We start from the raw sequence: 15,520 nt of genomic DNA on the forward strand, positions 1-15,520 counted from the left end.
GCGGTATTATACCTGTTTTTAAAAATACAAATTTAGGGAATTTTCCCTTATTATAACTCAATTGTGAACTGTATTTTATAGCATCCCTTATTCCTCTTTACCTTTAACATACTCAGAAGTCATTCTAAGTAGTGTATTATCCTACCATAAAAGATCTAAGCTTTACTTATAGTTTTTCAAATATTTCTAAAATAACACACCACATTTTTAACGATCATCAAAAACATTAAAAGATTCAAAATCTAAGTACTCATAAGAGGCAAGAAGAACTGTAAAAAAAGAGTAAGCTATTGCGAGAAAAGCTTACCCTCTAATCAAAAAAGCTATATTTCAATCTCGGGAAGTGAAGAGAGGTTATCTTCAGTATCATCATTAGGGTACGTAGTTAAATACTCAACCAGTCGAAGTTCATTATCTCCATCAGTTGTATGAATATAATAACGTCTACTGCCTTGTTCAATATCAAACTCCGCCATTTGTATTGGAATCTGTATCTCTAATTCATCATTGCATACATAGCTTACCCAGCTTTCCCAAGGCGTTCGCCTTGAGCCTCTGATTCGTATATGCGTTACCTGAAAACTATCTCCTAAACCTCCCATACCTAAAGATCCTTCAGGTGGTGGTGACGGCAAGGTGCTCTCTGGTAATGATCTCAAATTATTATCTGTGGTATCATCAGCAGCAGTCGTTAAGTATCTTTTTATGTAAATACTATTTTTGGTACCATCCGCACTTGCAACATAATACCGTACTCTGTTATATTTAATATCTTCTAAAGCGTCTGCTATTGAAACAGTTTTAAACATTGGCCCAAAATAAAGTTCGGTAATACTACCTCTTTCTCTGCGAACAGCTGTTACGGTGTCGGCATATTGCCCGCAGATGAACTCATGGATTTCAGCCGCTAGAAATTTAGGGCGTTCTACATGCATAGAATGCCCTGTATCAGCTGCATAAATTGCTTTACCCGGGTTATTAATCATTCTGGGAGCCAAGAATTGAACACCTTTATAAATATTAAACCCAGTTTGATCATCCACTACATCATTTTCTCCACCGATTAATAACGTAGGGATTGTAGAAGCTTCATAACAGGGAACTCCTCTACTTGCAGCAATCTCATCCTGATGACTAAATAATAGTTGCTCATAAGCGACACGCCAGTGCATTCTTCTACGATTGGCAGAATATAACTCTAGCAGATGTGCTAACGCTGCTCTTGATGCAACAGCAGCCTCCCATCCATCACGACATTCTGGTTTTAGTTCACTTAACCAAGTATCGGATTGTTTGATAGCAATAGTATTTGCAACTCCTTCAAATATAGAGGAACCAAACACGATAGAACCTGTAAGACCTGCTGCCAAGGGTGCTACCAATCCCCCCACAAATGGAATAAACGGTGCAAACCCGCCTACGAGCGCTGCTAATAAAGGTTGCGCCAGCACAGAGATAAGTCTGGTAACCGCTTCGAATCCAGGTGTCCCATCATTGATAATACGCTCTCCAGCTAATTGAAGTGCTACAAAACTCTGTCGAGCTTCATCATTTTCGGCTTCTGTACATCGGATTCTGGTTCTTTCGATTGCTTCTTTTCCGATAATATCAATATGTTCTCCCGGACTGGGTATAAAATAATCTTTCCTTCCAAATGACACATAAGAACTCGCAGGAGACCATGAAACCAAACCTGTAAGCCAAGTTGGATTCGTTACTAGTTTTTCAGACAACCTCAACGCCAGATTTCCACCCATACTACCGCCAATTAATGCTGCAATACGATTTAGAATTCCTGTTCCTCCATAAGCAACCATCATCCTATCTAATTCTTCTACAAAAGAAACAGTAAAAGCTTCATAATATTCTAGAATCCCAAAACGTCTATCGAGCGGTCGATCTGGCACAAAACGCGTAGTTGTATCAAGAGGAGAAATCACATCGTGATCCAAATATTGTGCATATCCATTAGAGGGATAGTCAAAAGCAATCATTACCAAAGGCCTTGCAAGGCAAGATGCTTCTGAGTTTATTAAGTGTTCATAAAATGTGTATCCTTCTTCAATACTAGAACTATGTCCGTGCAGAAATACAACCACCATAGCATCATCCGGTATTTCTGGAGGAACGTTCGTTTCTGGTATATTATTAAAAATATCAATCAGCGGGGTCGTATCATCAGCACCTGCTATAGCGTACCTTGTTCTGCAGTTTACGGTTGAGTCATTATGTGTCACTCCAACTACAAGATCACGGGTCGCCCAATCAGCTGCTGGAACGTTGACGGGCCTCGATGGCTGATCATTTTCTGCATCCACGGCAATCCAACCCAAACCAGGGCGTAATCCCTCTCTGTATCCCACAGGTCCGTGTAACGCCCAGACAACTGTCAATGCACGATTCACCACCGTATCGATAGCACTTCGGATAACAGCTTCTTCGGCTGGAAGCGTGACTGCCATTCTGGTGGCAGCGGTATCCATTCCTGAAAATATTAACCCCTTCAGAGCATTGATATCGTAACTAAAAACGCCACCAGACTCTACTGTTGCACCACCTCGAAAACTGCCCAGATTCGTAGTCCCACTAACCGCAAGATCTGCAATCGCTATCGGAATATCAGGGTTCTCTGCACCTCCAAATCCCGGTCTGGTAGTAGCGGCTCCTTCTACTACTAATTGAAAAACAGCCGCAGAAGCCAAAGTTCCTGTGGCATCACCAGGTTGTACGAATGACCCATCCCTAAAGGATTGATTTAATCGTCCATCTACAGAAAAGAGTGTGTTCTGCTGGTTTTCATTTGGAAAATAATAACCTCTTAGATTAGGGTCCGTAGCCGGACAAGGCTCTTCTATTGCGTTCAGAACTGCTGTACTAACTATTGAAATATCCATTGTTATGATTTTTTACGAATGTTGGTTTATATGTTGTTAGTGTAAAAAATCGAAGGATGGTAAACCTCTTTACAAACTCAATTACAAATAGTTATGTTTTTCTTATTTGTAGGATATAAGGACTAACTCCAAATTTTGGAAGTTGTTTTTCTAACTGAATCAATTAGAATCTTTAGTAGCATTGCAATAAAAAGAATCGAGTTAATATTTTCTTGATTGAGAAATAAAGGGGTAAAGGTTACCTTATAAATTCTCTGGATTTACTGCTAGGTTTTTAAATAACTTTGCTTTTGTACCGAAATACTTGTTTTGTAGTTTGTTTCTTTTTAGTGCTGCATCGATCAATTTACTTTCTCGAGAATTTATTAAAAACAACGAGCTCTCGCCAAAACTAAATTTACGTTCTTCTGCATTTAGTAATGCGGCGTAATCGGTTACTATGTTGGCGATTAAATTATTTTGAATTTTAAAAGATTCCAGCTCATTGTAGATGGCATTTACTTTGTTTTCTAGTTGCACCTGAACGCTAGCCAACTCATATTGGCTATCCTGGATTTTATATTTAGCCAGCTTTACTGCACCACGCTCTTTTCTTAAAAAAAGAGGAAACTGAAACGTTACTCCTCCTTTATAATCAGCTGTATTGAAGGAGTTAGCTACTTCCGGCGAAGCCGTTAAAAAATTGTATTCCAAATTAATCTTAGGCAACAATTTATTAGCTTTTAGTCTGCGATCTATCTGTAAGCCTTCAATTTTATAGTTCAGCGATCTTAGTTTAGGATGGTTAACCAAGTCTGCTCCTGTAAGCAATACTTGCTGTATCTGCAAGGTTTGGTCTATTACCGTGTCCACATCATTATCAGGTATTACATTGGGCTGTAGTTCCACAGGTATATTATTTCCAATCCATAAATAGTTAGAAAGTTCCAGAGAAGATTTCATCAATTTCACCTTTGCTTGCTCTAGACTTAATTGCCGATTCTTAACTATTATTTTTGCTTCTACAGTATCAATAATTGCTTTATCTCCAGACAAGGCACTCTTCTTTACGCCATCAAACCGCGCTCTGGCATTGGTTAAAAAATTCTCATAAATCTCTTTTTCATTGTATGCTTCAAGCCAATCAAAATAGGCTAAAGAGGCATTGTATAATACCTCATTGACCAACAGATCTCGATCTGCCTTGGTTTGCTCCCTAAACAACCTGGCTCTTTTTAGTGATGCCATACGATCATTAATCAATAATCCTTGGGCAATCGGAACAGATATACCTGCACTATACAGTCCTTCACCCGGTACGGTTCTCTCTGGGTTTAAAAAGATCCCTTCATTCTGTTCAAAATTTGCTTTCAGCTCTATTCCATACCAGGTAGGCACTTTAAAAGTAGCATTCAGCAAATCATAATATTCTGAGCCTTTGAACTTTTTTCGATCATAATCTACTTCAATTTTAGGATCAAAACCTCCTCTGGATTTAAGCAAATTTGCTTCACCGACACTTATATTTAATTCTGCTTGTTTCGCAACCGGATGATGCTTTTTCACAAACCCCAGATACTCCTTAAAATTTAAAGTAATTGTATCACGTTCTTGTGCGCACAATACAGCAGTTAAAAAAAGAAAACTGAATAACAAAAGTTTGTTCATAGATTATTTCTGTTTGGTAGTTGCTACTTCATTTTCAGGTTGATAATAATTAGGTGGAAAACCATTTAACTGCCTCCATAACTCGAACCAAATCGGCACATCCTCAAGCAGTGCAATGGTATTGGCTCCTGACCCTACACGTACACCTTCGGGCCATGGATGATCGTTAGGATCTGGTGATATCAATACCCGATATTTCCCATTAGGACTGATAAACGTTTCGATCGCAACAATTCTACCTCCATAAGTTCCATAAGATACATTAGGCCAACCACTAAAGATGATTGCTGGCCACCCGTCAAATTGTACACGTACTTCTTCGTCGATATGTATTAATGGCAAGTCGATAGGCTTTACGAAGGTTTCTACGGCCAAATCATAATCTGATGGCATGATTCCTACCAATCGGTCTCCCTCTTTAAATGTTTCTCCAATACCAGATTGTATCGCTTTATTTATATAGCCGTTTTGAGGTGCTTTGATATAGTACAAGTCATTTCGAATTTCGTAGTTAGTGTATTCGTTCTCTAGTTTGGTCACCTGCGCTTCTGCATCAAACTGACTGGACTGTGCTGTAAATCGATCACTTTGAGATTTTGAGATTTTCTCGGCATACTCTGCCTGAATACGATTCATTTCTATTTGCGCATTGATAACTTCATTCTTACTGGCCAATAATTTATTTTCCTGTGAAATTAATTTAGCTTGTGTTTCTTGTAATTTCAATCGTTTCTCTTCTACATCTGTCAAAGATTTTAACCCTTCTTGTTCTAGTTGAGCGATACGGTTATATTGTCTTTCTGCAATACTGATATTGGTTTTTGCTGCCTCCAGATCAATACTATCACTTTTTACTTTTAATCGGGACTGCAGTAATTTATTATTTGCTTGCTGTAATTTTAAGACACGTTCTTCTACCAGTGCACCTGCCTGACTTGCCAATGCCTTTACTTTTCCTTCATACGAGGTAACTGCCATAGATTTTGCCTTAATCTGTTGTCCGGTTCTGGCTACCAGATTAGGATCGAAGTATTCATTTTTTACCTCGGATATCCTTAAGATAGTATCTCCTTTTTTAACAAAATCTCCTTCGCGCACGTGCCACTCTTCTATTCTGCCGGGTATCGGTGATTGTATGGTTTGTGGTCTTTGGTCCGGTGTAAGTGTGGTTACATAACCAATACTATTGATATTCTGTGTCCAGGGAAGAAATAAAATAAAAAAAAGGATAATCGTAAACACTAATAAAAAACGATTAAAATATTTATAATGTTCCTTACCAAATACCTTTTGTGATGCCTTATATCCTAAAATACTCACAGTTTTATTAAGCTTGTTGTTTGAAATATTTAGCATGTCTTTTTATTTTTCACTTATGATTTTGCCGTGATCTATAGTAATAATTCTACCACAGCGTGATGTCCATTTATTATTCTGACTAACCACTACTAATGCCCATGGATTTTCAGGATCTACCAGAAAATCCATAATTCTTGAGGCTTCTTCAACATTAAACTGATCCAATGGATCTTTTAGAATTAGTAGTTTGGGTTTTCTAACAATTCCACGAGCTAGCACTATTTTTTTGGCGATTGTATAGGGTATCTGTCTTCCTTCGGGATACAACATAGTCAATAATCCTTTTGGTTGTTCCTTTACGAATTCCAGCAATCCTATTTTTTCAAGTGCCCAGTATACTTGTTCACTTGTAATAGATATGTCCCCAAAAGTAATATTATCGAGAATGGTTCCTTCAAAAGGAGACTCTTCAGTAAGCGACTGTCCAAGATGTCCTCTATAGTAATTGAGGTTGACACCTTTTAGAGAAACGTTATTGATATAAATACTGCCACTATCTGGCTCTAATAATCCAGCAATTAACCGCAAAAGTGTAGTCTTACCTGATCCATTAGAACCCTGTATTAGTATGGTACAACTTTCTGTAATATTTAATGAAATGTTATCAATGATTTTTTTGTCCCTATCCGGAACTGCATAAGACACCTGATCTAATTCTACTGTGAACCCTTTATCTTCTTTAAAAGGTGTTTCTCCTTCTTGTGGTTCTAATTCTTTATCTACTACCTGCCCTATTTTTTCTAAAGAAGTTAAAACGTCATAAAATGATTCTAGGCCTACAATCAGCTTCTCTACAGAACTTATAACCAGTAAAATAATGATTTCTGCTGCTACAAACTGACCAATGTTCATTTGCTGGTTCAAAACCAATACGCCACCAATTAGTAAAAGTCCGGCCGTAACCAATACTTTAAAGCCAATCATTTGAATGAATTGTATAACCAATATTCTAAAATGACTCTCTCTGGAATCGAGGTAATCTGCCACTAAAGCATCATTTTTATTTACTGCCAAACTAGTTCTACCCGATAACTTAAAACTAACAATAGATCGCGCTACCTCTTGTATCCAATGCGCAACTTTATATTTACTTTTAGACTCGCTTAAACTTGTTTCTAAACCTTTGGCTGCTGTAAATTTAAATACTACATAAATTAGAAGTAATAGAAGGAGTCCATAAATAATAAAAAACGGATGATAAAAAGATAACAACAAAAGTCCAAAAATTATTTGAACCAATGCAGTTGGGAAATCCACCAGTATTTTAGACAATCCTTTTTGTATGGTAAGCGTATCAAAAAAACGATTCGCTAACTCTGGCGGATAATAATTACGTAGTTCACTCATCTTAATTTTAGGAAATCGATACGTAAATTCGAAAGAAGCTCTAGTAAATATCTTTTGCTGTACATTTTCTATGATCCTTACTTGCATCAGCTGAAGTATCCCGACAAAAAGAACTCCAACAGTTACAAGAATTACCAGAATAACCCAAGAGGTACTTATCTGAGCTCCTTGAAGCAAATTTATAATTGCCTGTATCCCCAACGGTAGCGACAGACTTACCAACCCCGCAAAAATTGCATAATAAAATATTTGGAAAATATCTCTTTTATCAAGTTTTAAGAGTCCCATGAGACGCTGCCAAGCAGTCATTATGTTTTTAGCCATTCTTTTGGTTATTTAAAGAATTAAATACTAGATTAATAAAGTATGTTGTTGGTGTGATCTTATCATCACAATCGGTCAACGTAGCAAAATGATCTTTTAGGAAATGCTGGTGCAATGCACCTTCAGTCACAGTGCTAGCCAAGCTAGTTGGGTATTGATAATTGATATCTACTTCAAGAATTATATCCTTGATCCTGTTTACCAGTCTTTTATATATAGAAAAATAACCCTCTTTGTTTTCATTATCAACTTTTTTAGTCAAGTATGATTTAGAATATTCATTAATCACAATCTTATTCAACAACACCTCATTAATGTGAGAAAAAGATGAATCCTCTTGCGTTGTTCTGGTTACTATTTCTATCGCTTTTCTTAATTTTTCGCTAGAGTCAGAAACACTATTTGTGGTAAACACCAACTGATATTCCAACCATCCCCAATACCAAGAAGTAAGATACAGAAGTAATTTATGTTTATTTTCGAAATATCTGTAAATAGAACTTTCATTAGATCCTATTTTTTCTCCTAATTTTTTGAAAGTAAAACTATCAAATCCAATGGTATCTATTAATAGAATACTATGCTCTACAATCTTTTTTCCTAAAGTTGAAGACTCTGGATCCTTCAGGTATATATTATTGTTGATATTTACCTTTAAGTCTTGAAGTATATATTTCATCACTAAAACTATTTAGCTCAAAAATAATAGTAATACTATTAATATCTAATATACTAACTGTTATTTAACTAAATTTTATGTTTTGCTACTAATCAAATTGTACTAATTTTATAAAGCATACAAACAATAAATTAAATAGTAAATGAAAAATCTAATCATTATTGCATTTTTATCGTTCGTTACGATGGATGCACAGGAGTCGCAAACGCTGTCTTCACAAACGGTTACCGTCGGAGATGTTATTACCTTGGGAAAACCTTCTGGACCTACCTATCAACACGTTTTATTCCCTCGTATAAATTTTATTATTAAGAAAGGAGGAACTACTAATTTTAAGCTTTTAGAAGGCAAAAAAGTGGTAGTAAGGGATAAAAAAGTAGTCGATGGAATCACAAAAGTTACCATTGAAAGAAAAGACGGGAAAAAGTTCTTAAATAGTATTGCCAGTGTTACAATAAATTTTGATGATGCCGTAACCGCAAAAGAAATTCTCTGAGTTAACTAAATTAACTAACGGAGAAGGTTCGAGCATCTTATTTTTGGCTTTGATTGCTAATTTCTACAAGTTTGTCTTTGATATCTTGATCATCAAGATATCTTAACAACGCTTGTTTAAAGTGATCTTTATCACCATATTCCACATCGGTTTCTTCTACAAGATAACCTTCCTTAAGCATAGTGCCTTCTCCGGTAACCAACCAGGTAGGATTGATTTCTGTATACAATTGTATAATTTTTTCTATAAAATCACCTCCAATATTACTATTAGCAGATTGCAACCTGTGAAGATAACCTGCACTGGCACCTATAGAAAGGCTAAAACTTCTTAGACTAACCCCCAAATGAGCTGCAAAAACTATAACTCTATCTAAAATTTTATCTTTTTTATCCAAAATATTGACTATTATTTGTGTATATCCAATATTTTATATAATATTGTATACCAGAACGATAACATTATGTTCACAAAGATACTTATACCAATAACATTAGCCAACTTATTTATGATCACACCTCAGGAACGTACTGCGATCTTAAAGGTCATCGGAAGTAAACACGTAAAAAAAATACAAGCGTATTTAAATCAAAACAAAATCTTTGGTCAAAATAAAAAACCATATTCCAAAACTAGCATATCGTATATCCTATCTGGAGAAAGGGAAAATGAAATAGTAGAAAATGCGATATTTGCCTATGCCCACCAAAAAATGATTGAAAAAGAAAAACAGCAAGAATTGCGGGATTTTATCGTTTCTAAACAAAAATTATAGCCCAAAACCAAAGTACTTGTCCAAATACCTTGTAATTTTGTATCTACTACAGTATAACGTAAACAAGGTATTTTTTGGACAAGGATCACTTAGAGGATATTCATAACCGTAAGGATATAGAATATGTGTTGCAGGCATTTTATAAAAAGGCAGTATGTGATGCTACAATAGGTGTGTTCTTCACAGAAATTGTACAGATTTCTATGGAAAAACATATTCCACATATTTCTGACTTTTGGGAACAACAATTGTTTTACACCGGAAACTATAAAAAAAATGTACTGAGCATTCACCTAGACCTACACGACAAGAAAAACTTAGAAAAAAACCATTTCGATACCTGGTTAACATTATTTATCTCTACTATAGATGATAGTTTTTCTGGGGAAAAAGCTGATCTGATGAAAACAAGGGCTTTATCTATTGCTACCATAATTCGATTAAAAACCTAAGCAACCCCATGACCTCCTTTTTATCAATTGGCAAGTCTGTTACATCGTAGCCATCGTAAATTTTATTATGCCTGCATAATAAATCAGTTTTTAATAGCTACCTTCTTTTGGTATAAAAGGAAATGGAAAAATGCATATTAAAATAACAGGAACAGGAGCCTATATACCTGAAGAAGTCATTCTAAATGAGGGTTTTAAAAACCATCAATTTCTTAATGCTGATGGTAGTCGAATTGGGCACTCGACCTCTATTGTCATAGATAAATTTTGCAAAATAACAGGTATTGAAGAGCGTAGATATGTACCAGATACATTGAATACTTCTGATATTGCTTTTCTCTCTGCAGAAAAAGCCATCACAGACGCCAGAATAGACCCTGAAACTTTAGACTATATCATTATAGCTCATAATTTTGGAGACGTAAATAAAAACTCATCTCAGGCAGACACGGTACCAAGTCTTGCTGCCAGAGTAAAACATCGTTTAAAAATTAAAAACCCCTATTGCGTTGCATATGATATACTGTTTGGTTGTCCCGGCTGGATAGAAGGTGTTATACAGGCAGTTTCTTTTATGAAAAGCGGTATGGCAAAAAAATGTCTCGTTATTGGTGCAGAAACACTATCAAGAGTAATTGATTCATCTGACAGGGATTCTATGATTTATGCAGATGGGTCCGGTGCTACTATTCTCGAAATCACAGAAAAAAAAGGAGGATTCATATCTTCTGCAAGTGCCTCTTATACTTACGAAGAAGCTAATTTATTATTTTTTGGAAAAACCTATGATCACTCATCAGACAGCCATACTAAATATATCAAAATGTATGGACGTAAGATCTATGAATTTGCATTAACCCACGTTCCCTTGGCCATGAAAAAATGTCTAAACCAATCTCAAATAGATATTTCTGAAGTAAAAAAAATCCTTATTCATCAGGCCAATGAAAAAATGGACGAAGCTATTGTAAAAAGATTTTATGAACTGTACGGACAAAAAGCTCCTGATGGTATTATGCCTATGAGTATTCAAAAACTTGGAAACAGCAGTGTAGCTACTATTCCTACTTTATATGACCTGATTCTTAAAGGAAAAATAGAAAATCAATCTGTTCATTCTGGTGATATCGTATTGTTTGCCAGTGTTGGTGCAGGTATGAACATCAATGCCTTTTTATATCAATTCTAAATCAATTAATAAAAATACTCGTATCTGAACATCGTAATCTTTCTAATTGTCTATTTTTACAACGTATAATTAGACTGTAACCTGTTCACGATGTACGAAGGAACTTTTCCTCACAAACGATATAAAGAAACACTAGAATTTTTAAGGGATCATGTACCAGCTCCGGCATCCATACTAGATCTCGGCACCCGCAATCCATTTGTAGAATTTGTGGAAAAAGAAGGGTATAAGGTGTATAATACATCCGGAGAGGACCTGAATATAGAAACCGAAGCAGTAAAAGTCAGTCACACCGATTTGGTAACAGCTTTCGAAATCTTTGAACATTTGATCGCTCCTTTTAACCTACTACGAGATATCAAAGCGCCTAAGCTTGTAGCCTCTATACCATTGAGATTATGGTTTTCTCCTGCCTATAGAAGTAAAGCCGATCCTTTGGACCGGCACTATCACGAGTTCGAAAATTGGCAGTTTGATTGGTTGCTGGGAAAAGCTGGTTGGGAAATAAAAGCTAAAAAGAAATGGACACACCCCATAAAAAAAATTGGATTTAGACCGTTACTTAGATATTTTACACCAAGATATTACATCGTATATGCAGAAAGAAAATAGTTTATATCAATCTCCACACTTTTGAACATTTACATCGTCATACCAGCACATAATGAAGAATTATTGATTACTAAAACATTAGATTCTCTAGTTCGCCAAACCTTACTTCCTAAAAAAATAGTCGTTGTTAATGATAACTCTACAGATACTACTGAAGCGGTTGTAAGAGAGTTCACGAAAAATCATCGTTACATTTCTCTGTTAAACACCACCTCTTCTGAGGATCATATGCCTGGCAGTAAAGTGATCAACGCTTTCTATCAAGGATATAAAACATTGGATAAAGGATATGATATCATCTGTAAGTTTGATGCAGACCTTATTTTTCCAGAAAACTATCTAGAAACTTTGGTGAAGCATTTTAATCAAAATCCAACAATTGGGATGGTAGGTGGATTCTGTTATATTCAAAAAGATAATGATTGGATACTAGAAAACCTAACGAATAAAGATCATATACGAGGAGCCTTAAAAGCTTATAGAAAATCCTGCTTTGAAGAAATTGGCGGACTAAAACTTGCAATGGGATGGGATACCGTAGATGAATTATTAGCACAATATCATAATTGGCAAATCAAAACAGATGAGTCCCTAAAAGTAAAACACCTAAAACCAACAGGTAACACATATAACCCTAAAGCCAAATATAAACAAGGAGAAGCTTTTTATAAAATGCGGTATGGTTTTATGATCACAGTAATTGCATCTGTAAAATTAGCACTTTTAAAAAAACAACCCAGATTAATCTATGATTATGTTACAGGTTTTTTAAAAGCGCATAAAGAACAACAATCATTTCTGGTGACGGAACCTGAAGGTGATTTTATTCGTAAACTTAGATGGAAAAAAATCTACCAAAAGTTATTTAAATCCTAAAAACACGTCTTTTCTTACACGCTGTCTATTTCTTTTTATAAACTCTTGGATATAATTTAACAACCTGAATATACTACACAAAATTTTGAAAGTAAAAGTAGATGAATTATTAAAAAAGAAAAAAGATCGCTGGTGATGAGTCACCTTACCCGAAATAGGTTTGTAATTCATTGAATACCTGGCTACTACAGCCAGTCTGCTACTGCGAATAAGCATTAAGAAGTTAACAAGGTGTTTATACTGATTGCCACATAAACACTTTGTATAAAAGACGCGCACCTATTACTTCATTTTTTATACTTTGTTATTATAAAAAATAGACCTAAATTGCATCCACACACAATTTTCAGGTATCTACTTCTGTAGAAGCATTAAATGATTTTACCGTTTGATGGGAATATTTAATATAAATATTTCAAAACAAAAAAATGGAGAAAAATAGGCTGTATTGCTATGTATTAGCGATTCTTTTAATTGTAAATTCTTGTACACAAAACGATACTACAAAACAAATAAATGGCACCAACCTGGTCACTACCGTTAAGGAATTTAATAACGCTATAGCAGAAGCAAATCCAGGAGATGAGATTATACTTAGCAATGGTATCTGGACAGACGCACATATTGTAATTACTGCAAAAGGAACAGCAGAAAAACCGATTACAATTAAAGCACAGGAAAAAGGAAAAGTAATTCTATCGGGAAACACCTCTTTAAAAATAGGTGGAAAACATTTGATCATACAAGGACTGGTATTTACTAATGGTTATACTGAAGAAGATGCGCTCATTACCTTTAAAACTGATGATGGAAAATTAGCAGAAAACTGTAGACTAACTCAAATAGCGGTTGATCATTTTAACCCATACAACAGGTTCGATAAGTCTGAATGGATACACCTCCATGGAAAAAACAATCGGGTTGATCATAATTATTTTGGAGGGAAACTAAATGCCGGGGTTACACTGGTTGTAAGATTGAATAATAAAAATAGTATAGAAAATCACCACAGGATAGATCACAATCATTTTGGATATAGACCAAATTTGGGGTCTAATGGCGGAGAAACATTGCGCGTTGGAGTTTCTACATATTCTCTAAGTTCTTCAAAAACTTTGATTGAAAATAATTATTTTGAACAATGTGATGGTGAGGTAGAAATTGTTTCGCTCAAATCCAGTGATAATGTTGTTCGTGGCAACGTTTTCTATGAATCTGCTGGTGTGGTAGCCTTAAGACATGGAAATCGAAATTTGGTAGAAAATAATTTTTTTATAGGTAACAATAAACCCGGAACAGGAGGAGTACGAGTGATTAATGAAGGACACACCATTAAGAATAATCATTTTCAGGAACTGAAAGGAAAACGTTTTTTTGGAGCGCTGCCCATAATGAATGGAGTTCCAAACTCACTCATCAATCGATATCACCGAGCAGAAAACACCGATATAATCGGTAACAAATTCTTAAAATGTGATCATATTCAATTTGGCGTAGGCGCTGATAAAGAACGAACAGATCCACCAAAAGATATAAGATTTACTGATAATACTTTCTATCATCCAGAAAGAAAACAAGTGTTTGAAGCTATTTCAGATTATAGCACCTTCTCTTTTTTAAATAATAAAGTGGTATCTGCCGACTCAGGATTTTACCACAATGGCTTTGAGAAGGCTGACATTACATTCACCAAAGATCCCGTAGATGGTCTTCTAAAAAGTGATTCATATCAACCAAAACTTCCCGTTACTACAAGTGAAGTAGGAACCGATTGGTACACTCCTAAACCAAAATATTACGAGATCACTAACAAAAATTCTAATGCGGCACAAGTCTCAGGAAACGAAAATGATGCGTTGTTTGACACCGTCAAAGCTGCAGCAACTGGCGATACTATTTTATTAAAACCCGGAACGTATACATTTGGTAAGCCATTAATTATAAACAAAGCATTAACGCTAAAAACAGCAAATAATAATAGTCCGGCAATCTTTACGTATGATCAAAATGAGTCGCAAAACCCATTAATAGTCATAGAAAATGGAGGTAGCCTCTCAATTAAAGGGGTCATATTTGATGGCGCTTCAGAAAATGGTATTGCTCAATCCGCAATCGAAACTTCATCAAAACCTATGATCCAACATTATCAATTAAAGGTTGTATCCTGCGAATTCAAAAATTTCAACGCTAGTAGAAAGACTGCATTTAGAGCCTATAAAAACACCTATGCAGATACTATAGTTTTCAAAAATTCTATGTTTCATAATATTTCTGGAAATGCTATAAGTTTAGATGGAGAAAATGAAAACAAAGGACGGTATAATGCCGAATATATTGAAATTGAAAACTGTCTCTTTAGCAATGTAATGGGAAATGCGCTTTCTCTCTTAAGAATGGGTAATGACGAAAGTACTACCGGACCATATTTGGAGTTAAAAAACACCACCTTTATCAATGTGAACAATAAAGATCTGGGAAGTGCCGTATTACTCTGGGGGGTTCAAAAACTAAATATTGACAATTTATTATTTGTAAATTCAGGAAAAGGTGGTAGAGCCATAAAATATGAAGATCCGGGATGGGCAATTAGCTCTATTGACAACATTAGCTTAATAAATGCTGGTCGAATCGAATCATTTAAAAAACGGACTGGTGAAAACGTTCAAATCATAGAAACTGAAAACCCACTAGAATTTAATCCGGCATACACTGGTTATAAAGAAATCAGATAAAAAATATTAGGTACAACAAAAACCCTAATTGCCCTAAAAACCCATACAATCGTCAAGTTGTAAAGAAACTTTATATAATCACTTTCCATCGAAAGAAGATATTTGTATAGCATATTTACAGCATAAGAATAATACTTT

At 35.3% G+C, this 15,520-nt stretch carries 13 protein-coding genes; 7 read left to right on the top strand and 6 right to left on the bottom strand.

The window, feature by feature from the left end; translation table 11 throughout:
- Positions 1–323: 323 nt before the first annotated feature.
- The 5 genes from ACWGOQ_RS20745 to ACWGOQ_RS20765 all read right to left on the bottom strand — a co-directional run bounded on the left by ACWGOQ_RS20745 (position 324) and on the right by ACWGOQ_RS20765 (position 8,250).
- Positions 324–2,894, bottom strand: coding sequence for a DUF3892 domain-containing protein (locus tag ACWGOQ_RS20745; protein WP_452059651.1), 2,571 nt, complete (start codon positions 2,892–2,894; stop codon positions 324–326).
- Positions 2,895–3,137: 243 nt separating this feature from the next.
- Complete coding sequence (locus tag ACWGOQ_RS20750; protein ID WP_452059652.1) at positions 3,138–4,541, bottom strand: TolC family protein; 1,404 nt, start codon at positions 4,539–4,541, stop codon at positions 3,138–3,140.
- 3 nt (positions 4,542–4,544) lie between these two features.
- Positions 4,545–5,897 (bottom strand): HlyD family secretion protein, encoded by a 1,353-nt coding sequence (locus tag ACWGOQ_RS20755; protein ID WP_452059653.1) that lies wholly within the window; start codon positions 5,895–5,897, stop codon positions 4,545–4,547.
- Between the two features lie 6 nt (positions 5,898–5,903).
- Positions 5,904–7,571 carry a peptidase domain-containing ABC transporter gene (locus tag ACWGOQ_RS20760; protein ID WP_452059654.1) on the bottom strand — a complete coding sequence of 556 codons (1,668 nt, stop codon included), beginning with the start codon at positions 7,569–7,571 and terminating at the stop codon, positions 5,904–5,906.
- A complete protein-coding gene (locus ACWGOQ_RS20765) occupies positions 7,564–8,250 on the bottom strand; it encodes a TetR/AcrR family transcriptional regulator (protein ID WP_452059655.1) in 687 nt (228 codons plus the stop codon). Before ACWGOQ_RS20765 ends, ACWGOQ_RS20760 begins: the two co-directional genes overlap by 8 nt.
- Positions 8,251–8,392: 142 nt before the next feature.
- Between ACWGOQ_RS20765 and ACWGOQ_RS20770 the strand changes: the two genes are divergently transcribed.
- Entirely contained in the window at positions 8,393–8,746 is a 354-nt protein-coding gene (locus tag ACWGOQ_RS20770) for a hypothetical protein (protein WP_452059656.1), read from the top strand.
- A 37-nt stretch (positions 8,747–8,783) separates the two neighbouring features.
- On the opposite strand, the gene ACWGOQ_RS20775 is transcribed toward ACWGOQ_RS20770, so the two are convergent.
- On the bottom strand, positions 8,784–9,143 hold the full coding sequence (locus tag ACWGOQ_RS20775; protein ID WP_452059657.1) for a hypothetical protein: 360 nt from the start codon (positions 9,141–9,143) through the stop codon (positions 8,784–8,786).
- Between the two features lie 66 nt (positions 9,144–9,209).
- Here ACWGOQ_RS20775 and ACWGOQ_RS20780 point away from each other — a divergent pair, with 66 nt between their 5' ends.
- From ACWGOQ_RS20780 to ACWGOQ_RS20805, 6 genes are all read left to right on the top strand, one after another.
- Positions 9,210–9,521, top strand: coding sequence for a hypothetical protein (locus tag ACWGOQ_RS20780; RefSeq protein ID WP_452059658.1), 312 nt, complete (start codon positions 9,210–9,212; stop codon positions 9,519–9,521).
- A 74-nt stretch (positions 9,522–9,595) separates the two neighbouring features.
- On the top strand, positions 9,596–9,973 hold the full coding sequence (locus tag ACWGOQ_RS20785; protein WP_452059659.1) for a group III truncated hemoglobin: 378 nt from the start codon (positions 9,596–9,598) through the stop codon (positions 9,971–9,973).
- A 130-nt stretch (positions 9,974–10,103) separates the two neighbouring features.
- Positions 10,104–11,162 carry a 3-oxoacyl-ACP synthase III family protein gene (locus ACWGOQ_RS20790; RefSeq protein WP_452059660.1) on the top strand — a complete coding sequence of 353 codons (1,059 nt, stop codon included), beginning with the start codon at positions 10,104–10,106 and terminating at the stop codon, positions 11,160–11,162.
- 90 nt (positions 11,163–11,252) lie between these two features.
- Positions 11,253–11,774: a class I SAM-dependent methyltransferase gene (locus ACWGOQ_RS20795; RefSeq protein ID WP_452059661.1), complete on the top strand. Its 522-nt coding sequence runs from the start codon at positions 11,253–11,255 to the stop codon at positions 11,772–11,774.
- A gap of 21 nt (positions 11,775–11,795) precedes the next feature.
- Entirely contained in the window at positions 11,796–12,650 is an 855-nt protein-coding gene (locus tag ACWGOQ_RS20800; protein ID WP_452059662.1) for a glycosyltransferase family 2 protein, read from the top strand.
- Positions 12,651–13,078: 428 nt separating this feature from the next.
- On the top strand, positions 13,079–15,382 hold the full coding sequence (locus ACWGOQ_RS20805) for a chondroitinase-B domain-containing protein (protein WP_452059663.1): 2,304 nt from the start codon (positions 13,079–13,081) through the stop codon (positions 15,380–15,382).
- Positions 15,383–15,520 lie beyond the last annotated feature (138 nt).

The sequence above is a fragment of the Aquimarina ulvae genome (genome assembly GCF_053613295.3).

Coding starts and splice junctions, on each gene's coding strand:
- ACWGOQ_RS20765 (WP_452059655.1), bottom strand. CDS start 8,250: ATGAAATATATACTTCAAGACTTAAAGGTAAATATCAACAATAATATA.
- ACWGOQ_RS20770 (WP_452059656.1), top strand. CDS start 8,393: ATGAAAAATCTAATCATTATTGCATTTTTATCGTTCGTTACGATGGAT.
- ACWGOQ_RS20780 (WP_452059658.1), top strand. CDS start 9,210: ATGTTCACAAAGATACTTATACCAATAACATTAGCCAACTTATTTATG.
- ACWGOQ_RS20745 (WP_452059651.1), bottom strand. CDS start 2,894: ATGGATATTTCAATAGTTAGTACAGCAGTTCTGAACGCAATAGAAGAG.
- ACWGOQ_RS20805 (WP_452059663.1), top strand. CDS start 13,079: ATGGAGAAAAATAGGCTGTATTGCTATGTATTAGCGATTCTTTTAATT.
- ACWGOQ_RS20755 (WP_452059653.1), bottom strand. CDS start 5,897: ATGCTAAATATTTCAAACAACAAGCTTAATAAAACTGTGAGTATTTTA.
- ACWGOQ_RS20795 (WP_452059661.1), top strand. CDS start 11,253: ATGTACGAAGGAACTTTTCCTCACAAACGATATAAAGAAACACTAGAA.
- ACWGOQ_RS20760 (WP_452059654.1), bottom strand. CDS start 7,571: ATGGCTAAAAACATAATGACTGCTTGGCAGCGTCTCATGGGACTCTTA.
- ACWGOQ_RS20750 (WP_452059652.1), bottom strand. CDS start 4,541: ATGAACAAACTTTTGTTATTCAGTTTTCTTTTTTTAACTGCTGTATTG.
- ACWGOQ_RS20790 (WP_452059660.1), top strand. CDS start 10,104: ATGCATATTAAAATAACAGGAACAGGAGCCTATATACCTGAAGAAGTC.